18 protein-coding genes are annotated in these 19,219 nt (G+C 59.7%); 11 read left to right on the top strand and 7 right to left on the bottom strand.

All coding sequences use genetic code 11. The features are described 5' to 3' along the window. Position 1 precedes the first annotated feature (1 nt). From TM5383_RS06215 to TM5383_RS06200, 4 genes are all read right to left on the bottom strand, one after another. Positions 2-919: a branched-chain amino acid ABC transporter permease gene (locus TM5383_RS06215; RefSeq protein WP_058318147.1), complete on the bottom strand. Its 918-nt coding sequence runs from the start codon at positions 917-919 to the stop codon at positions 2-4. Between the two features lie 83 nt (positions 920-1,002). Next, a complete protein-coding gene (locus tag TM5383_RS06210; protein WP_197407368.1) occupies positions 1,003-2,157 on the bottom strand; it encodes an ABC transporter substrate-binding protein in 1,155 nt (384 codons plus the stop codon). Between the two features lie 318 nt (positions 2,158-2,475). Beyond that, positions 2,476-3,471 carry an NAD(P)H-dependent flavin oxidoreductase gene (locus TM5383_RS06205; protein ID WP_058318145.1) on the bottom strand — a complete coding sequence of 332 codons (996 nt, stop codon included), beginning with the start codon at positions 3,469-3,471 and terminating at the stop codon, positions 2,476-2,478. Between the two features lie 13 nt (positions 3,472-3,484). Then, the gene (locus TM5383_RS06200) at positions 3,485-4,636 is read right to left on the bottom strand and encodes a CaiB/BaiF CoA transferase family protein (RefSeq protein WP_058318144.1); all 1,152 of its coding nucleotides are present in this window, start codon (positions 4,634-4,636) and stop codon (positions 3,485-3,487) included. 276 nt (positions 4,637-4,912) lie between these two features. On the opposite strand from TM5383_RS06200, the gene TM5383_RS06195 reads away from it, so the two are divergent. Genes TM5383_RS06195 through TM5383_RS06170 form a run of 6 tightly spaced genes read left to right on the top strand, consistent with a single transcriptional unit; the run spans position 4,913 to position 11,476 of the window. Beyond that, on the top strand, positions 4,913-5,788 hold the full coding sequence (locus tag TM5383_RS06195; protein ID WP_058318143.1) for a branched-chain amino acid ABC transporter permease: 876 nt from the start codon (positions 4,913-4,915) through the stop codon (positions 5,786-5,788). A gap of 3 nt (positions 5,789-5,791) precedes the next feature. Then, complete coding sequence (locus TM5383_RS06190) at positions 5,792-6,889, top strand: branched-chain amino acid ABC transporter permease (RefSeq protein WP_058318142.1); 1,098 nt, start codon at positions 5,792-5,794, stop codon at positions 6,887-6,889. Beyond that, positions 6,886-7,677 carry an ABC transporter ATP-binding protein gene (locus TM5383_RS06185; protein ID WP_058318141.1) on the top strand — a complete coding sequence of 264 codons (792 nt, stop codon included), beginning with the start codon at positions 6,886-6,888 and terminating at the stop codon, positions 7,675-7,677. The genes TM5383_RS06190 and TM5383_RS06185 overlap by 4 nt, the downstream gene beginning before the upstream one ends. Continuing rightward, positions 7,674-8,438, top strand: a complete 765-nt coding sequence (locus TM5383_RS06180) for an ABC transporter ATP-binding protein (protein WP_058318140.1) — start codon at positions 7,674-7,676, stop codon at positions 8,436-8,438. Before TM5383_RS06185 ends, TM5383_RS06180 begins: the two co-directional genes overlap by 4 nt. After that, a complete protein-coding gene (locus tag TM5383_RS06175) occupies positions 8,429-10,276 on the top strand; it encodes an AMP-dependent synthetase/ligase (protein ID WP_058318139.1) in 1,848 nt (615 codons plus the stop codon). Before TM5383_RS06180 ends, TM5383_RS06175 begins: the two co-directional genes overlap by 10 nt. A 33-nt stretch (positions 10,277-10,309) precedes the next feature. Then, complete coding sequence (locus TM5383_RS06170; RefSeq protein ID WP_058318138.1) at positions 10,310-11,476, top strand: ABC transporter substrate-binding protein; 1,167 nt, start codon at positions 10,310-10,312, stop codon at positions 11,474-11,476. 93 nt (positions 11,477-11,569) lie between these two features. On the opposite strand, the gene TM5383_RS06165 is transcribed toward TM5383_RS06170, so the two are convergent. After that, positions 11,570-11,860 carry a Dabb family protein gene (locus TM5383_RS06165; protein ID WP_058318137.1) on the bottom strand — a complete coding sequence of 97 codons (291 nt, stop codon included), beginning with the start codon at positions 11,858-11,860 and terminating at the stop codon, positions 11,570-11,572. 261 nt (positions 11,861-12,121) lie between these two features. Between TM5383_RS06165 and TM5383_RS06160 the strand changes: the two genes are divergently transcribed. Both TM5383_RS06160 and TM5383_RS06155 read left to right on the top strand, forming a co-directional pair. Continuing rightward, positions 12,122-13,402, top strand: a complete 1,281-nt coding sequence (locus TM5383_RS06160; RefSeq protein ID WP_058318136.1) for an NAD(P)/FAD-dependent oxidoreductase — start codon at positions 12,122-12,124, stop codon at positions 13,400-13,402. A 68-nt stretch (positions 13,403-13,470) separates the two neighbouring features. Continuing rightward, positions 13,471-14,235 carry a LamB/YcsF family protein gene (locus tag TM5383_RS06155; RefSeq protein WP_058318135.1) on the top strand — a complete coding sequence of 255 codons (765 nt, stop codon included), beginning with the start codon at positions 13,471-13,473 and terminating at the stop codon, positions 14,233-14,235. A gap of 93 nt (positions 14,236-14,328) precedes the next feature. Here the strand turns inward: TM5383_RS06155 and truA are convergent, their stop codons facing one another. Beyond that, positions 14,329-15,117 (bottom strand): tRNA pseudouridine(38-40) synthase TruA, encoded by a 789-nt coding sequence (gene truA / locus TM5383_RS06150; RefSeq protein WP_058318412.1) that lies wholly within the window; start codon positions 15,115-15,117, stop codon positions 14,329-14,331. A gap of 171 nt (positions 15,118-15,288) precedes the next feature. On the opposite strand from truA, the gene TM5383_RS06145 reads away from it, so the two are divergent. Further along, the gene (locus TM5383_RS06145) at positions 15,289-16,707 is read left to right on the top strand and encodes a YcjX family GTP-binding protein (protein ID WP_197407367.1); all 1,419 of its coding nucleotides are present in this window, start codon (positions 15,289-15,291) and stop codon (positions 16,705-16,707) included. Next, the gene (locus tag TM5383_RS06140; protein WP_058318134.1) at positions 16,707-17,738 is read left to right on the top strand and encodes a YcjF family protein; all 1,032 of its coding nucleotides are present in this window, start codon (positions 16,707-16,709) and stop codon (positions 17,736-17,738) included. Before TM5383_RS06145 ends, TM5383_RS06140 begins: the two co-directional genes overlap by 1 nt. On the opposite strand, the gene TM5383_RS06135 is transcribed toward TM5383_RS06140, so the two are convergent. After that, positions 17,735-18,142 (bottom strand): group III truncated hemoglobin, encoded by a 408-nt coding sequence (locus tag TM5383_RS06135; protein ID WP_058318133.1) that lies wholly within the window; start codon positions 18,140-18,142, stop codon positions 17,735-17,737. The two genes, TM5383_RS06140 and TM5383_RS06135, sit on opposite strands and share 4 nt — an antisense overlap. Positions 18,143-18,451: 309 nt before the next feature. Between TM5383_RS06135 and TM5383_RS16845 the strand changes: the two genes are divergently transcribed. Further along, on the top strand, positions 18,452-18,628 hold the full coding sequence (locus tag TM5383_RS16845; RefSeq protein WP_197407366.1) for a hypothetical protein: 177 nt from the start codon (positions 18,452-18,454) through the stop codon (positions 18,626-18,628). The last annotated feature ends 591 nt before the right edge of the window (positions 18,629-19,219 follow it).

The following is a 19,219-nucleotide window of genomic DNA, read 5'->3' as shown; positions in this document are numbered from 1 at the left end:
CTCAGGCGCCTCCGAACAGGCCCTTGGGGCGTAGGATCAGCACGGCGGCCATCAACAGGTAGATTGCCATGGACGCCAGCGATGCACCGGTCGATGTGGCGGCGGCCGGCTCCATGAACAGGGCAAAAAACATTGGCAGCAACTGACGGCCCAACGTGTCGGTCAGCCCCACCAGAAGCGCGCCGACAAAGGCGCCTTTGATTGATCCGATGCCGCCGATCACGATCACCACAAAGGCAAGGATCAAAACGGAATCCCCCATGCCCACCTGTACCGACTGGATCGCGCCGATCAACGCGCCAGCAAATCCCGCCAGCCCCGCGCCAAGGGCAAACACCAGCGTGTAAAGGCGCGAAATATTGACCCCAAGCGCGGCAATCATTTCGCGGTCGTTTTCGCCTGCGCGGATCTGCATCCCGACCCGCGTGCGCCCGATCAGCCAGAACAACCCGGCAGCAACCACCAGCCCGACAAGAATGATCGCCAGACGATAGAGCGAATATTCAATCCCGAAGGGCAGCATCACCGTGCCCGACAGCCAGTCGGGCTTGTCCAGAAACAGCGGAAAGGATCCGAACACCCAACGTGTCCCTTCGGCAAAGATCAACACCAGCGCAAAGGTTGCCAGCACCTGATCCAGATGGTCACGCCCGTAAAGCCGTCGGATAATCAGCGTTTCCACCAATACCCCCGCAAAGGCGGCAAAAACAACACTGGCCGCAAGCGCCAGTATGAAGGAACCGGTCGCCGCAGCCGTGGCCGCTGCCGCAAAGGCCCCGACCATATAAAGCGCGCCGTGGGCCAGATTGATTAGCCCCATGACCCCGAAAATCAGGGTCAGGCCAGCAGCCATCAAAAACAGCATCACGCCGAACTGCACGCCGTTCAGGGTCTGCTCGATAAAGAGGGGGAGGGTCATGGTGTCTTGTCGTTTGGGCCCCTTGGCCCCGCCGCGGATAGATGCAACGGGGCCAAGGGGCGTGTCAGCACTGTTGCGTTAGATCACATCTTGCAATCGGCGGCGTAGGCATCCGCGTGATTGCTCAGGCCGGTGGCAACGATCTTGTTGGTGTAGACGTCGCCTTCCTTGATCACTTCGCGCACGTAGATGTCTTGGATGGGGTGGTTGTTGTCGCCAAATGCGAACGCCCCACGTACCGAGGTGAAATCCGCCGCCTTCAGCGCCGCGCGGAAGGCATCGGCGTCTTTAACGTCCGCTTTGTCCATGGCCGAGATCAGCAGGTTCGCGGTGTCAAACCCCTGACTTGCGTAGAGAGAGGGCAGGCGGCCATAGGCCTCTTGGAACGACGCAACAAATGCGGCGTTGGCGGCAGTGTCGATATCCTTGTTCCACTGGCTGGTGTTTTTCACACCCAGTGCCGCGTCACCCACCGCCTGCAGAATCCCCTGATCAAAGGAGAAGGCAGGGCCAACAACGGGCAGGTCTACACCGCTGTCTGCATATTGCTTGAGGAAGGAAATCCCCATGCCACCGGGCAGGAAGAAGAACACGCTATCCGCGCCAGACGCGCGAATTTGCGCGATTTCGGCAGCATAGTCGGTCTGGCCTAGTTTGGTGTAAACCTCACCTGCCAGCGCGCCCTCGTAGAAGCGTTTGTAACCGGTCAGCGCATCCTTGCCCGCCGGATAGTTGGGCGCCAGGATGAAGCTGTTTTTCAGCTCCGCGCTGTTGGCATAGGCACCTGCGGCTTCGTGCAGGTTATCGTTTTGCCATGCGACGTTGAAATAGTTCTGATGGCAGCCGCGACCGGCCAATTGCGAGGGGCCAGCGTTCGGTGACAGATAGAATTTGCCCTGCGCCGTGGCCGCAGGCACAACAGCCATGGCAAGGTTGGACCAGATGATACCTGTCAGGACATCCACCTTTTCCGATTGGATCATCTTGTCCGCCAGTTGCACGGCGATGTCGGGTTTGCGCTGGTCATCTTCGATGACCACTTCCAGATCGCTGCGACCGGCCTGATTGACCGCCAGCATGAAACCGTCGCGCACATCAATGCCCAGACCCGCGCCGCCACCGGATAGCGTGGTGATCATGCCCACCTTCAGCCCCTCGGCCTGTGCGTGGGCGGTGGGCAGGGCCAAAGCGCCTAGTGCGCCGATGGCTGTCGCCGTGATCAGCGATTTGATGGTCATGATGTCTCTCCCTGTCGGTCTGGTCTTAGGACTGGCTTTCAGCGATCATCGGTGACGTGGCCCTAGTTTTTGGGGACTGTTGGTCAGCGGTGTTGATCGCGATCTCTGTTGGTGTCTGTTTATTTTTTGGGCGCACATCGCGCGGGTTCCACAGTTGCGTCTGCGTCGGTGATGTCAAGCACTTGATCCGCGTCGGCTGTCCCTAAGTTGGGAAAAAAAGATCGCAAAAATGGATGTTGCGCAAAACACAAAGGCCGGACGTGTCGACGCCCGGCCCTGTTTGCGTCCCCGGAGGACGGTTCGAAGACTGCGGTCCCGTCAGTCGGCCGCGTTCATATACGGGGCGGATTGCGCCAGCAGACGCTTTTGCGCTGCAACGTATTCGCGGGCCAGACGGTCCACTAGCTGTGCGGCTGGCAGCACTTCTTTCACGGCGTCGATGCCCTGACCTGATCCCCAGATCTCCTTCCAGCTCTTGGGCTTTTCCGAACCACTGAAATCCATCGCAGACGGGTCAGAGCGTTCCAACGCCTCGGGGTCCATACCTGCAGCAGCAATCGAGGGTTTCAGGTAGTTGCCCCAGACACCAGTGAACAGGTTGGAATAGACGATGTCGCCCGCACCGCATTCGGTGATCATCTCTTTGTAGCGCTGATCGGCGTTGGCCTCTTCGGTCGCAATAAAGGCCGAGCCGGCATAGCCGCCATCCGCGCCCATCGCCTGCGCCGCTAGAATAGAATCCCCACGCGCGATTGCGCCTGACAGGAACAGCGGGCCCTCGAACCAGCTGCGGATTTCCTGAATAAGGGCCAGCGGCGATTGACTGCCTGCGTGCCCACCAGCACCTGCGGCAACGGCGATCAGCCCGTCGGCGCCTTTCTCGATGGCTTTCTTGGCAAAACGATTGTCGATTACGTCATGCAGGGTGATGCCGCCGACGCTGTGCGCCGCTTCGTTTACCTCAACCCGCGCGCCCAGCGAGGTGATCCAGACGGGGACCTTGTGCTTTACGCAGATTTCAATGTCGCGATCCAAGCGTGCGTTGGAACGGTGCACGATCTGGTTCACTGCATAAGGGGCAGCTGGGGTGTCAGGGTTGGCTTGATTGTGACGGTCCAACTCTTCGTTGATGCGGGTCAGCCAGCGTTCCAGCTCAATCGGATCGCCGTCTTTTTCGCGGGCGTTCAGCGCTGGAAACGAACCGACAATCCCTGCCTTGCACTGTGCGATGACCAGATCAGGGTTGGAGATGATGAACAAAGGGCTGCCAATCAGCGGAATGCGCAGATTTTGCAATGCGGAAGGAAGTGTCATTGGGGATCGGTCCTTAAGTTAGTGCGCCGGCTGCCCTTAGGGCGGCAAGCTGTGTGTCGTCATATCCCAGTTGTTGCAAAACCACGTCGGTTTGCGCACCGGGAGCAGGAGGGGGGGCTGGCGTTGCCGCTGGCGTTCTGTCGAAACGGGGGGCAGGCATAGCCTGCATCACGCCGTCTATTTCTTTCATTGTTTCGCGCGCCTGCATGTGTGGGTGGCGGGCCGCCTCGGACCAGCCGAGGATGGGCGTTACGCAGGCATCGGTGCCATCAAAGATGGCTTCCCACTCTGCTCGCGTTTTGCTGGCAAAGATCTCTGCGTAGCTGTCACGTCTCGCGGCCCAAGAGGCGATGTCATACTGATCCTTGGAGTGATCCGAAGGCAAGCCTGCCTTGGCGACAAGTTGGGCAAAGAACTGCGGTTCTAGGGGACCGACCGCGATGTGTTTACCGTCGGCACAGGCGTAGCTGCGATAGAACGGTGCGCCGCCATCCAGCATGTTGGCGTTGCGTGCTTCGCTCCAATCTCCGCGGGCGATCATACTGTGGATCAACCCCATGAGGACCGGCGGGCCATCCACCATAGCAGCGTCGATCACCTGACCTTTGCCAGATGTTTGCCGTTCAAACAGGGCAGCTAGAACGCCCAGCAATAGGAACATCGTGCCGCCGCCGTAGTCTGCCGCAATGTTCAGCGGTGGCGGCGGCGGTGCATCGGACGGCCCCAACGCCTGAAGTACGCCAGTTAGCCCCAGATAGTTGATGTCGTGCCCCGCCATCTGCGACATCGGGCCAGTTTGGCCCCATCCTGTCATCCGACCAAAAATCAAGCGCGGATTTTCGCCGCGACAGTCATCAGGCCCTAAGCCGATCCTTTCCATCACTCCGGGACGGAACCCTTCGATCAGAATATCCGCTGTTTTGATCACCGCACGAGCGGCACGTAGCCCCTCTGGATGTTTGAGATTTAGCGCGACCGAAGACTTGTTTCGGTTGTTGATGTCGGTCTTGTCAGCGGGTGCGGATTTGCGTGTGATCACAATGACCTCTGCCCCGAGGTCGGCCAGAATTTGACCCGCCAGCGGGCAAGGACCAAGCCCTTCCATTTCTACCACGCGTAACCCCTGCAGAGGGCCACGCGATGGGCGTTCTGGTGATTGGGTCATCTGCTTTACCTCCCACTAAGTTGCGTAAATTCAACGCTTTTAACCGACGTTACGTCAAGTCGTAGAGAATGTGACCTTGCGTATAATTTGTGCGCTTTTAGGGGGATACAACCGTTGACAGGTTCGAAAATCGCGTGCTTTGCTGACGATGTTGACCGTTCATAAAGTCTGGGGAGGAGGCTGCATGAGGGCACGTTTGAATGGAATCGCTATATTGCGATTCCCGCTAAACGTATGCGCAGACCACTGTGATGCAGATGCACAGGGGGGCCGCGCGTGGAGATAATTCAGCTACTTATCGGTGGTGTGGCTTCTGGCTGTATCTATGGTCTCGTGGCGCTGGGATTTGTGTTGATCTACAAAGCCAGCGAGGGCGTGAACTTCGCCCAAGGCGATATGATGATGCTGGGCGCCTTTGTGGCGCTGGGGCTGGTGAACAGCGAATATTGGGCGCTGCCGTTTATTCCGGGGATCTTGCTGGCGTGCTTCATCATGGGCGGTGTCGGGTATGGGATTGACCGCTTTGTGGTGCGTCGCATCTTTGGCCAGCCGCAGTTCGCGCTGGTGATCCTGACCATCGCTTTGGGGTTTGTGCTGCGTTTCATCGCCGGTGCGATCTGGGGCTTTACGCCCTTGGTTCTGGAAACACCGTTCGCGGGTCAAAGCGTCCGGTTCGGCGGGCTGGTTCTGGGCTATGAGGATGTGATCACCATTGTGGTGACGGCGGTTTTGACGCTGGGCCTCTGGGCGTTTTTCAGCCGCACCAAGCTAGGGCTGGCGGCGCAGGCCGCATCGCAGAACCAGATGGCGGCCTATATCGTTGGTGTGCCGGTGCGGCGGATCAATTCGATGATCTGGGGGCTGTCTGGTATTGTGGCAACGGTGGCGGGTGTTCTCTATGCCGCCAAGGGCGCGATTGATCCCAATATTGGCCTCTTGGGCATCAAGGCCTTCGCAGCGGCCGTCATCGGCGGCTTTGGCAGCCTCCCCGGTGCGTTGCTTGGCGGGTTGTTGATCGGTGTCGTGGAACCAATTGCAGCGCGCTACCTGCCGTCCGGTTTCAGCCAGATGTCGCCCTATGTTCTGATGTTGATCGTGCTGACAACCCGCCCCGGCGGTCTGTTCGCGCAGATCCATGCAAAGAAGGTGTAAGTCATGCGGGTGGTTTTCAAAACAAGCTACGACAAAGACATCGACCTGCACCCTGACTGGTGGGATCGCGGCAAGATCGCAGTGCTGCTGGCACTGATGGCCATGCTGCCGTTTCTGGTGGGCGAGTACTATCTGGCAGAGGCCACCAATACCCTGATCTGGGCGCTGGCGGGCATGGGGCTGATGGTGCTGGTGGGGCATTCGGGGCAGGTGTCTCTAGGCCACGCGGCCTTTATGGCGATTGGCGCTTATGTCGATGCGGGCCTGATGACGGCGGGTGTGCCGTGGATCATTGCCTTCCCGCTGGCGGGGCTGGCGGCGGGGTGCTTCGGCGCCGTGGTCGCGATCCCTGCGGTGCGGATGTCTGGTATTTATCTGGCGATTGCCACGCTGGCGTTGTTCGTGATCGTTGAGGAAATGATCATCATTCTGGAACCGCTGACTGGCGGGGTTGGGGGGATGTTCGCGCCGTCTATTACGCTGTTCGGCATCGACTTTGACCGCTATGCCAGCCTGTCCAACTTCTACTGGCTGGTGCTGGTGGTGGTGGCGCTGGTCACTTGGGCCTACGCTAACTTGCTGCGCAGCCCGACGGGGCGCAGCTTCCTTGCGGTGCGTGACAGTGAGGTGTCAGCGCGGGCGCTGGGCATCAACGTGACCCGCACGAAGGCGCTGGTTTTTGGTCTGTCCTGCGGTGTCACCGGTCTGGCGGGCGCATTGATGGGACACTTCATCTCGTTCTTTAACTATGAGCTGTTTTCGATCTTCATCTCGATCAACCTGCTGCTCGTGGTGACCATCGGCGGGCTGGGCTTCATTCAAGGAGTGTTCTTTGGCGCGATCCTGATCACCGCCGTGCCGCAGCTGATTGCCATCCTGCGCGATGGGCTGAACGCCACAGTGGGCATTGATCTGGGATCGGTGCCGGGTCTGGATACGGTGATCTTTGCCGTGATCCTTGTGGGCTTCATCATCTATGAGCCCACCGGCCTATATGGTCGCTGGCTAAAGATACGGGCCTATTTCCAGCTGTTCCCACTGGCGCGCCGCGACATGTTCCGCCGCCAGAAAACCTACCTCAAGACGGAGCGGATGCGATGAGCCTGTTACAAGTCACTGATCTGGCCGTACATTTCGGCGGGGTGAAGGCGGTGGATGGCGTGTCCTTCGACGTCGAAGAGGGCGAGGTGTTTTCCATCATCGGTCCCAACGGGGCGGGGAAATCCACCATCTTCAACCTGATATCGCGGTTCTATGAACCCACCCGCGGCTCGATCCTGTTTGATGGTCAGGAACTGACCAAACGCCCCGCCCACGCGGTTGCGGACCTAGGCATCGCGCGGACGTTTCAAAACATCGAACTGTTCGATCATTCCACTGTGCTGGACAACCTATTGATGGGGCGCCACGGCCACCGTGCGACCAATTGGATTCAGGATCTCTTGTTTCTGCCCAAAGTGCGCGCCGAAGAGCGTGCGCACCGCCAGAAGGTTGAGGAAGTGATGGAGTTTCTGGAGCTGGAAGCCTACCGCGATAAGATGATTGCCGGCCTGCCTTATGGCGTGCGCAAGGTGGTCGAAATTGGCCGCGCACTGGCGATGGGGCCAAAGCTGATCCTGCTGGACGAACCCGCATCCGGCCTGTCGGTAGAGGAAAGCCAGGACGTGGCGTTTTGGATTGAGGATATGCGCCGTGACATGGGCCTAAGCGTTTTGATGGTCGAACATGACATGCGGCTGGTCACACAGGTCAGCGACCGCGTGCTGGCCGTCGCCAATGGTCGTCCGCTGGCCCTTGGCAGCGCGGCAGAGGTGCAGAACGATCCAGAGGTGCAGGCGGCCTACCTTGGCAGCGATGCCTTCCTGACGGCAGAGGAGGGCGCGGCATGAGCCTGTTAAAACTGCGCAACGTCGAAAGCTTTTATGGCGCGATCATGGCACTGCGCGGCGTGTCGATCGATGTCGAGGAAGGGCAGATCGTCACCATTCTGGGCGCCAATGGTGCTGGCAAAACCACCCTGATGAAAACCGTGTCCGGCCTGATGGATGCGGAAAAGGGAACGGTGGAATTTAACGGAAAAACCATCAACGGGATGGAACCGGACAAGGTCGTTGCCGAAGGTCTGGCGCATGTTCCCGAAGGGCGGGAAGTGTTTCCCTACCTGACGGTCGAGGAAAACCTGCGCCTTGGTGCCTATGCCCGCAAGGTGCCTGGCGTCGAAGATGATATCGAACTGGTTTACGACTATTTCCCCATCCTGAAGGAACGGCGAGGGCAATCTGCGGGTTTCCTCTCTGGCGGGCAACAGCAGATGCTGGCCATTGGGCGCGGGTTGATGGCGCGGCCCAAACTGATGTTGCTGGATGAACCCAGCCTTGGCCTGTCGCCGCTGCTGACGCAGGAGATTTTCGCCATCATCAAACGCCTGAATGCTGAACAGGGCGTCACGATGCTGTTGGTGGAACAGAACGCCAATGTGGCGCTGAACACCGCGCATTATGGTTATGTGCTGGAAATGGGGCGCATCGTGATGGCCGACACCTGCGCTGCACTTAGGGCGTCGGATGACATTCAGGAATTCTACCTTGGCAAACAGGACGAAGGCCAACGTGGCCAGAAACGCTGGAAGAGGCGCAAAACATGGAGATGAGTGCAGAGATTATCGCAGATGAACGCGACATTCTGGTTGAGGGCTGCAACACTGTTGTCAGCCTCTGGGCCAAACGCTGCCATCTGAAAGGCGATGCGATTGCGCATCGCGACAAGACGTTGGGCATCTGGCAGGCCTATAGTTGGAACGACTATTTCGAACAGGCCCGCGCGGTTGGCCTGGCCCTATCCCATCTGGGGTTCCAGCGTGGCGAGGTTGCGCAGATCCTCAGCGAGGATCGACGCGAATGGCTCTACTGTGACCTTGGCATCGCGGCGATGGGCGGCGTGCCGTCGGGCGTCTACACCACCGATAGCGCGTCACAGCTGGCCTATCTGATGAACGATTCCGGTGCGCGGTTCCTGTTTGTAGAAAACGACGAACAGCTCGACAAACTGCTAGAGGCCCGCGATCAGATCCCACAGCTGGAAAAGGTCATCGTGATGGACCGCGACGGTCTGGCCAGTTTCAGCGATCCGCAGGTGATGTTCTGGGACGATTTCATTACCCTGGGTCTGGAGGAGGCCACTGCCCATCCCACCCGTTTTGAGGAGGCGCTGGAACAGGTCCGCCCCGAAGATCCGCGCATGCTGATCTACACCTCTGGCACCACAGGCCCGCCCAAGGGCGCGATCATCACCCATCGCAATATCCTGTTTCAGATGCAGGCCAGTCTGGAAACGCTGCGGTTCAATGAAACCGATGAACTGCTGTGTTTCCTGCCGCTGTGTCACGTGCTGGAACGGCTGATCTCGGTGGATCTGCCCATTCTGGTTGGCTGCAAGGTGAACTTCGCCGAAAGCCCGGAAACCGTCTTTGACAACCTGCGAGAGGTCAGCCCGCACAGTTTCACCGGCGTGCCGCGTATTTGGGAGAAGATTCATTCCCGTCTGGCGATTATGCGTGGGGAGGCAGGGTGGCTCGGCCAGCGTGCTTTTGACTGGGCGGTCGCTGCGGGGATGAAAAAGGTGGATGCTCAGGCAGAGGGCAGGGCGTTTGGCCCCCTCGCACGGGCCAATCTGGCGCTGGCGGATCTGTTGGTGCTACGCAATTTGCGTGACCTCATCGGCCTATCTCGCACCCGCCGTTGTACCACTGGGGCGGCGCCGATCAGCCCCGAGTTGTTGCGTTGGTTCGAAGCGATTGGTGTTCATCTGCGCGAAGGGTTCGGCATGACCGAAACCTCTGGCGTGGCGTCCGTTAACACGGTGGAAGACAATGAAATGGGCACTGTCGGTGTGCCGCTGCCCGGCATGGGCGTGCGCATTGCCGAAGATGGTGAAATCCAGCTGAAAGGTCCGGCGATTTTCAAAGGGTATTGGAACAAACCGGAAAAGACCGCTGAGACCTTCACTGATGACGGCTGGCTGCGCACCGGCGATGTCGGGCGGTTGACCAATCAGGGGCGGATGGTGATCACTGGACGCCTGAAGGATATCATCATCACCGCAGGCGGTAAAAACATCACCCCGGCCGAAATCGAAAGCCGGTTGAAGTTTTCGCCCTATATCTCTGACGCAGTGGTGATCGGGGATCGGCGTAAATACCTGACCTGCCTGATTATGATTGATCAGGAAAACGTCGAACGCTTTGCGCAGGATCGCCAGATCCCGTTTTCCGATTTCGCCTCTCTCACCCGCGCGGCAGAGGTGGTCGCGCTGATCGGGGACGTGGTGCAAGAGGTGAACAAAGAATTCGCGCAGGTGGAACAGATCAAGGATTTCCGCCTGATCGACATCCTATTGACGGCCGAGGATGAGGAGCTGACGCCGACAATGAAACTGAAAAGGAACTATGTGAACCAGCGCCATGCGGGGCTGATTGACAGCATGTATTAAGTCGCGACTTGCGGCATCTAAGGGAGGACGAACATGAAATTGTGGAAAGCATTGGCAGCTTCGGCCGCTATGGCGCTGGCGGGCGCCGCAGCGCAGGCAGAAAACGGTGTCACGGATGATGAGGTCAAGATCGGCGGCGCCCATGATCTGTCGGGTATCTTCGCGCCCTTCTCGGTTCCGGCGGTTAAGGCGGCTCAGCTCTATTTTGATGAGGTAAACGCCGCCGGTGGCGTGCATGGCCGTAAAATCACCTACATTGTAGAAGATCACGGTTATCAGGTGCCCAAGGCGGTGCAGGCAGCGAACAAACTGGTCAATCGCGATCAGGTTTTTGCGATGTTGTTGAACCTTGGCACCTCACACAATTTGGCGATGTTCAAGCTGATGGGACCGAAAGGCATTCCCAATGTCAGCCCCCTGACCACTGCGCGCCAAATGGTGGAACCGCCTGAACCGTGGAAGTTTTCGGCCAATGCGTCCTACTATGACGGGGTACGGGTAACTGCGGAATATATGGCCGAGGCAGAGGGCTCTTCGACTTTCTGTCTGATGTATCTGCCCACCGACTTTGGGATCGAGATCAAAGAAGGTCTGAAAGCAGGCGCTGCAGCATCTGGTGGCACCTTTGCGGTGGAAACCAAACATAAACCGGATGAAACCGATTTCTCCGGCGCGCTGGGCAAGTTGAAGGACGGCGGGTGCGACACCGTTGGTCTGGCGCTGGGTGTCAGCCAGATCATCAACGCCATTGCCACCGCCAACAAACTGGGCATGACCGATATGAAATTCGTTCTGTCTTCGGCTGGTTTCCACACCGTTGTGGCCAAAGGTCTGGCTGCACAGGGTGTGATGGGCAACGTCTACGCTGGTGCAGGTTGGCAGGATCTGGAAGCACGTCTGGGCGAACCTGCAGTGGGTGCCTGGGTGAAAGCCTACACCGATGCCACAGGTGAAAAATTCCCTGGCTCCGGCGCGTTGCTGGGTCGTTCCGCGGCAGAGCTGATGGTGCGCGGGCTGGAAGCGGCCGGCCCTGAGCTGACCCATGAGAGCTTCATCGCGGGAATGGAGAGCCTGAACTACGCGGATGAAATCGCCGGTTACACAGTATCCATGAATGCCGACAACCACGTGTCGGGCAACACGGTCTTTGTCTCCGCGGTGGAAAACGGGTCGTGGAAGCTGCTGAAAACGCTGGAATAAGTGGGCTGCCATTGGCGCAGTCATAGGCACAGGAAAGGCGGCCAATTGGCCGCCTTTTAAATGATTAAAACCTTGGTTGGGACAGGGTTGCTATCAACCTGTTAGAAAATCCGCTGCAACCCGTTGGTCGCGCAGATGGCGCACGCGGTCTATGGACAGTTGGTACAGGGGATCCGCCTTAAAGGCCGCCAGCTGCGCTTCATCTTCGAATTCACCGTAGACCACGAAATCCGGCACCATGCCGTCGATTGGGTCTGACTTCAGGTTGCGCGCCACCTCTAGGTGATTGGCGTGTTTGCTTTGCGTCAGCAGCGACAGCCCGTCATAGATGGTATCGCAATCCTTGGGATCGCGGGCTGTAAAGAAAACGATGTGACGCAGCATAGGCTCTCCTGTCGCGGTGCGTTGGTTTCTCACGCAGCATGTGGCCCGTCGCAGGCGGTAGATCAATCGACAGTGACAACTACTTTTGCACTTCTGCAGTTGATCAGGGGAATAATCCGCATTTTTCCCCGTAATGGCGGAATGTGGTGCTGTTTCTGTGCCTTGCGCGCACTGACGCGGTGAAAATTGCGGTATCTCCGGTATGTGAATCGGATGGCTTGGCGTTAGTGTGGCGGCACGAATAGACAGAAGGACGTCCCCATGATCGACCAAACACAACCGCAATCCGGTGCGGGCAAAACCGTGGTGGTGATTGGTGCGGGCATCCTTGGTGTATCAACCGCCATCTGGGCGCAGCGCGCAGGGCATCACGTCATCCTTGTGGACCGCGAAGGTCCGGCGGCAGGGGCATCTGCGGGCAATGCTGGTCTGTTGGCATCGTCAGCGGTGGTGCCGGTGAACACGCCTGACCTGTGGACCAAGGCGCCGGGGATGTTGCTGGATCCTGAAAGCCCGTTGTTCCTGCGCTGGTCCTATCTGCCACGGATGATCCCGTGGCTGGCGCAATTCATGGCCAAGGCAACGGATAAGCAGGCCCGTGCCGCTGCGCGCGCGCTTTACCCGATCATTGGCGACAGTCTGGCCGACCATCAGGCGCTGGCGGCGGGGACAGGGGCGGAACGCTACATCGTGCCGACCGATTATCTTTATATGTACAAAGACCGCGCGGCCTATCAGGCGGGCGGCTATGCGTGGGACATCAAGACATCATTAGGGTTTATACCGCGCGAAGTAGAAGGCGCAGAATTGCGCGCGTTGGAGCCGGCCCTGTCAGAGGGTGCTGTGGGCTTTGCCGCGGCGGTGCCTAATCATGGTCGCATCAGTGATCCTGCGGCCTACGTCCGCGCCTTGGCGGATCATGTGGTCACGAACGGCGGGCAGCTGATCAAGGGTGAGGTGCAGGGCGTTGCCCGTGAAAACGGCCATGTGACAGGGGTGCGGGTGGACGGTGATCTGATCGCCTGTGATCGCGCGGTGATCACTGCGGGCGCTTGGTCTGGCCCGCTGGCCCGTGATTTGGGGTTGAAGGTGCCACTGGATACGGAACGGGGCTATCATATCGAATTGTGGAACCCCTCGCAGATGACCAATCATCCATCGATGATTTCTGCGGGTGCCTTCGTAATCACCCCGATGGAAGGGCGGCTGCGTCTGGCAGGGATTGTGGAACTGGGCGGGATCAAAGCAGGCCCGTCGCGCGCACCGTTCAACCTGCTGCGCAAACATCTGGCCCGTGTGATGCCGGATCTGACATGGGAAGAAGAGACGGAATGGATGGGCTTTCGCCCCACATTGCCGGATGCGCTGCCGGTGATTGATGCAGTGCCGGGGGTTAAGGGCGCCTTTGTTGGCTTCGGCCATCAGCATGTTGGTCTGACGGGCGGGGCGGCGACGGGTCGGCTGCTGGCGCAGATGTTGTCGGGGCAGGTGCCGAACCTTGATCTGTCGCCCTATAGCCTGTCGCGGTTCGGTAATCGCTGATCGGTTGATTGCCAGTGACGGCGAAGCCTGCCACAAACAGCGGGCATATCAATATAAGGAGGGGCACCATGAGCCTGACAGTCGATCTGAACGCGGATATGGGCGAAAGCTTTGGCTCTTGGTCGCTGGGCGATGACGCCGCGCTGCTGGAAATTGTGACCTCTGCCAATGTGGCGTGTGGGTTTCACGCGGGTGACCCTGATGTGATGCTGCAAACCATGCGCAATGCAGTTACCAACGGTGTGGGTATCGGGGCGCATCCCGGTTTTGACGACCTGCGCGGTTTCGGGCGCTACCGGATGAACGTGCCGCATGCCACGCTGGCCAACCAGATCCGCTATCAGGTGGGGGCAGCACAAGCGATGGCGCGTGCCGCAGATGGTGAGGTGCGGCATCTGAAGCTGCACGGCGCACTGTCGAATATGAGCAGTGAGGATCAGGCGTTGGCCCGTGTCTGTTATGACGCGGCGCTGTCTGTGGCCCCCGATCTGATCATCATGGTGCTGGCCTCCACCGCCCAGCAACGCGCGGTCGAGGAAATGGGCGCGCGTTTCGTCGGCGAGATTTTTGCCGACCGCGCCTATAATGACGACGCCACACTGGTCGATCGTTCAAAACCCGGTGCGGTCATTCATGATGCCGCACTTGCCGGTCCGCGGATTGCCGAAATGGTCAAGGCAGGCGCTATCATTACTGAGAGCGGCAAGCATATTGAAACCGGCATCGACACCATCTGCCTACATGGTGACACGCCAGAGGCGGTGGAAATCGCCCGTTCTGTGCGCACCTCGCTAGAGGGTGAGGGGATCGTGGTCAAAACCTTCGGCACCTGACACCCGATATAGGCCCGATATAGGAAAGGGCACCTAAACGGCGCCCTTTTCAATGTTCCAATAAATACTCAACTGCACCACGCCGCCGCGCGTTTACCCCTTTGGCAGGGACGCAGCGGGAAACGGATCATCCTCATAGCCGACACCTGCCAGATACAGGCCCTGCGGCGGGCAAACCGGCCCACAGGCGGCGCGATCACAGGCCTCCAGCGCGTCGCGCACACGGTCAGGCGCCCACGCGCCAGCGCCCACACGTTCCAACGTGCCAACGAAACTGCGCACTTGGTTATGCAAAAAACTGCGCGCCCGCAGGAAAAACCGCAGCTCGCGGCCCGACCAGCCATCCACCTCGGTAATCGTCAGCTCATCCAGCGTTTTCACCGGACTGGCCGCCTGACAGATCGAGGATCGGAAGGTGGTGAAATCATGCAGCCCGATCAAATGCTGCGCCGCCTCGCGCATCGCATCCGCATCCAGTTGATGAGAGATTTGCCACACCAGACCCGCGTCATGTGTCGCAGGCGCACGGCGCATCAACAGGCGGAAAACATAGCGCCGCTCATGCGCGGAAAACCGTGCGTGCCAGTCATCATCAACGCGGGCGGCGCGGGTGATGGCCACGGGCGACGGTTTCAGATGGTAATTCAACGCCTCTGACAGGCGGAAGGGATCCCAGTCTTTCTTCAGATCACAATGGGCGACCTGCGCCAGCGCATGCACACCTGCATCGGTACGTCCGGCGGCGGCGATGGTGTGTTCACCCGGTTCCAGCTTCGCCAGCGCGGCCTCAATCGCGCCCTGAACAGAGGGCTGATCGGCCTGACGCTGCCAGCCTGCAAAGGGGGCGCCGTGATATTCAACAAGAAGGGCAAATCTGGGCATGGCGCGGGCGTAGCGGAAATTACGCGACATGGGAAGGGGCGTGGCGGACGGGGGGCGGTTTTAGGGGGAGTTCTGGCTGGCTTTCCCCGCAACCCGCGGCGCGCGGTGCTTTTATCGCGGTGGTGGCGTGCCTATGTTGGATGGATAGAGGGGTTAAAGGGCAGAGAATACGTGATCATTTCATCCGTGGCAGAGGCGGTCAGCCGCCAATTGGAAACCGTGACTGACAGCGTCAATGAGGCGCTGTTTGAACCGGTGATCCGTCTGGGCGTCACCGGATTGGCGCGGGCGGGGAAGACGGTATTCATCACCTCACTGGTCGCAAATCTGAAAGATCGCGGTCGCATGCCACAACTGCTGGCTGAGGCTGAGGGGCGGATCGCCACCGCCTTCCTGCAGCCGCAGCCTGACGACACCGTGCCACGCTTCGCGTTTGAGGAAAATCTGGCCGCGCTCACCGGCCCCAACCCCAATTGGCCTGACAACACCCGTGGGATCAGCGAATTGCGCCTGTCGTTGCGCTTGCGTCCGTCGGGCCTGCTGTCCGGTGTGCGGGGGATGCGCACAGTGCATCTGGATATTGTGGATTATCCGGGCGAATGGCTGCTGGATCTGGCGCTCTTGGATAAAAGCTATGCTGAGTGGTCCGACCACGTGTTGACCCGCCTGCAAACGCGGGAGGAGGCAGTAGGCTTTCTGGCAGACCTGCAAGGCGTTGATCCCGAGGCCAACCTGGACGAGGCGGCCGCGCAGGCGCTGGCGAAATCCTTCACCACATATCTCAACGCCGCCCGTATGGCGGGCTATTCGGATTGCACGCCGGGACGGTTCCTGTTGCCTGGTGATCTGGCGGGTTCCCCTGTCCTTAGCTTTGCCCCTCTACCGAATGGCGCTGCTGGCGCGGGGCGCGGCACGTTGGGCCGTGAAATGGCCCGCCGGTATGAGGCCTATAAAGCGCGGGTGGTGAAGCCGTTCTTTCGCGATCATTTCGCCCGCATCGACCGGCAGGTGGTGCTGATGGACGCGCTGGGTGCATTGCATCACGGCCCTGCCGCGGTGGAGGATTTGCGCCAGTCGATGGCAGATATCCTCGCCGCCTTCCGCCCCGGGCGCAGCGCCTTTCTGACCCGCATCCTCGGCGGCAAACGGGTGGAGAAGATCTTGTTCGCCGCGACCAAGGCCGACCATCTGCATCACAGTCAACATCCGCAACTGGCCGCAATCACTGATGCCTTGCTGCGCGATGCCCGTGACCGTGCGGATTTCGCGGGGGCAAAGACACAGGCGATGGCATTGGCATCCCTGCGCACCACGTCAGAGGCGCGCCTGCCGCATGAAGGGCGCGAGGTGGACTGTGTTCAGGGGATCCTCCTGGACAGTGGCAAACGTGCTGCCTTCTATCCCGGTGCGCTGCCTGAGGATCCAGCGCAGCTCTTGGCGCCTGCACGGCAGGGGGCACAGGCGTGGCTGGATCAAGATTACGCGGTCATGCGTTTTGCACCTGCACCGCTGGAATTGCGACCGGGGGAGGGGCCGCCGCATATCCGGCTGGATCGCGCGGCGCAGTTTTTGATTGGGGATCTGTTGTGATGGAAGAGACGAAAGTGACCAAAGGCCCCGTGCTGATAGAGCTGTCAGATGACGCCACATTGGAACGTCCCGATCAGGCGGCACCGGTGCCGGATCTGGCGGCAGATCCGGCCAGCCTCCAAACGAATTTGCAACGCGCAGTCACGCGGGGCAGTGCCAGTAAAACGTCGCGGTTGGGGCGTTGGATCCTCGGGCTGGCGCTGTCGTTTGTTAGCACTTTGGCAATGATTGCCGCCTATGATGCGGTGGTGGGCATGGTCGCCCGCGTGCCACTGTTGGGCTATGCAATGGCCGCACTTGGGCTTGGATTGGTCGTGGCGATAGTATTCGCTGTGATTGGCGAGTTGGCCGCGCTTTCCCGTCTATCTCGCGTCAGCGCTGTGCAGCGCCGTGCAAATGCTGCCTTGGCTGATAACGATCTGGCTCAGGCGCGGCAGGTCACCACGACACTGACACGGCTCTATCGTAATCGCGATGACCTCTCATGGGGGCGGCAGCGGTTTGAAGAGCGGGCAGGCGAACAGTTCGATGCCGACGCGCTGATTGGTCTGGCTGAGGCAGAACTGTTGTCATCGCTCGACCAACAGGCTGAGGCAGAGGTGCAGGCCGCCGCACGTCAGGTGGCGACAGTCACGGCGCTGGTGCCCTTGGCGTTGGCGGATGTGCTGGCCGCGCTAACGGCAAACCTGCGGATGATCCGTCGCGTGGCGGAAATTTATGGCGGTCGCGCAGGCACGTTGGGCAGTTGGCGGCTGTTTCGGTCGGTGATTACCCATTTGGTCGCCACCGGCGCGGTGGCGGTGGGCGATGACCTCTTGGGATCCATGCTGGGTGGCAGCGTGATGAGCAAACTATCGCGCCGTTTTGGTGAAGGCCTGATCAACGGCGCCCTGACCGTCCGCGTTGGTGTCGCCGCGATGGAGGTCTGTCGCCCGCTGCCCTATACCCAGCGCAAACGCCCCAGTGTTAGCCAAATGGCAGGCGCGGCCCTTGGCGGGTTGTTCGGCAAAGGTGAGAAAACGGCGTATTAACGCAGCATCGGGATGCCATCGCTGTTCTTCACCTTTTCCACCACGCCGGCGCGCAGGGATCGGCCGATGCGATGGGCCAGCGCGGACCAAGCGGCGGCTTGATCCGCGCGCAGCTCTCGCGTCAGCACCCGGTCAAACAGGCCCAGCCATGTTTCAAACATACCGGGATGCACATTGCCCGCCTGCCTATGTACCAACAGCGGGTTCCCGTCATAGCTACGCTCATTCAGAATCGCATTGGCCCAGAAGGCGGCAACCTTCGCCTCATGCGGGGGCCAGTCACTGATATGGGCGGCAAAGACCGGCCCCAAACCGGGGTGTTCACGGATCGCCGCATAGAAGGTGGCGACAACGTGCTCAATCTCGTCGCGGGTGATGTCGAAACGCGGGGGCTGGGCAGTCATGTCGGGATCCTTTCATCTGCAGGGATATGCCGCTGCGCCCTGGCAGACAAGGGGTGGGGGTGTCGCAGGGACGGGGGTTTCCGACAGAAATAATCGGATTGCAATTCCCGACAAAACCTATCAAGCATTTGAAAATAAACAAAAAATAGTTGCGACGCAATCTGACTCAGCCTATACACATGCTTACAGACTTTACGGTGAACGCCCGAGGGCCTCACCTTCCAGCCTGCCAGATCACGCCACGCAGCCCGCTTTGATGCCAGCCACGCCGCCAGATCTCGCCAGCCAGATAATGACTAGGAGAGTATCATGTCCGCCAAAGCTTGCACCACGTGCACCTTCTTCGACAAAACCACCAAGGCCGCTGATAACGCAGGCCTGTGCCGTTTCAACGCCCCCAGCTTCCTGACCGAGGCAGAGCTGGACGCGAAATGGCCAGTGGTAAAATCGACGGATTGGTGCGGTCGCTTTGACGCCAAAGCGTGATCAACGCCAGCGTTCGCCAGCACCATAAGGTATAGGTCCGCGTCGCCTTAGCACGCACGTTAAGTAACCAGTACAGCAAGGCCAAATTCGCAAGATCCAGCCAAGCCACGTCCCGCATCGCAACATTCAGCCTGACAGGCCCAGCACGTCAGATCCAGCATCGCAGCCCGCAACCCCGTTAGGTTCACCCCAGCATCGGTCGCCAGCCACGCCGCCAGATCCAACAAGCCAGACCTATCCAGCCAGATGCCGCCCGCCAGACGCAGCGCGCCAGATTTAGCTCATCAGGCCCAGCCAGAGTAGCCAGTGACATAGCCCGCCAGCCGGGCGACCGGACCAAAGTGAAGAGGGATCGCCGACGGGCGGTCCCTTTTTCGGTTTTTGGGAAAAGCCCCGGATCGCGCAGCGAGCCGGTTCGTGCCCGACCCCGCCCCCCAGGGCGGGCACGAATTTGAAACGTTTCCAGATCATGTGACGTTTCGCAGCCTGCGGGGCCTGTGCCAAATTTCAGGCCGCCCTCGGGCTCGGGCACGAACCTACCGTTGTGGTGGCTTGTACGATTGTGCCAGTGGCGCTCTAGCCAGCAAGCAC

Source organism: Thalassovita mediterranea (assembly GCF_001458435.1).
Taxonomy (GTDB): domain Bacteria; phylum Pseudomonadota; class Alphaproteobacteria; order Rhodobacterales; family Rhodobacteraceae; genus Thalassobius; species Thalassobius mediterraneus.
Note: the sequence above shows the minus strand (reverse complement) of the source record. Positions and strands in the feature narration are given on the sequence as shown.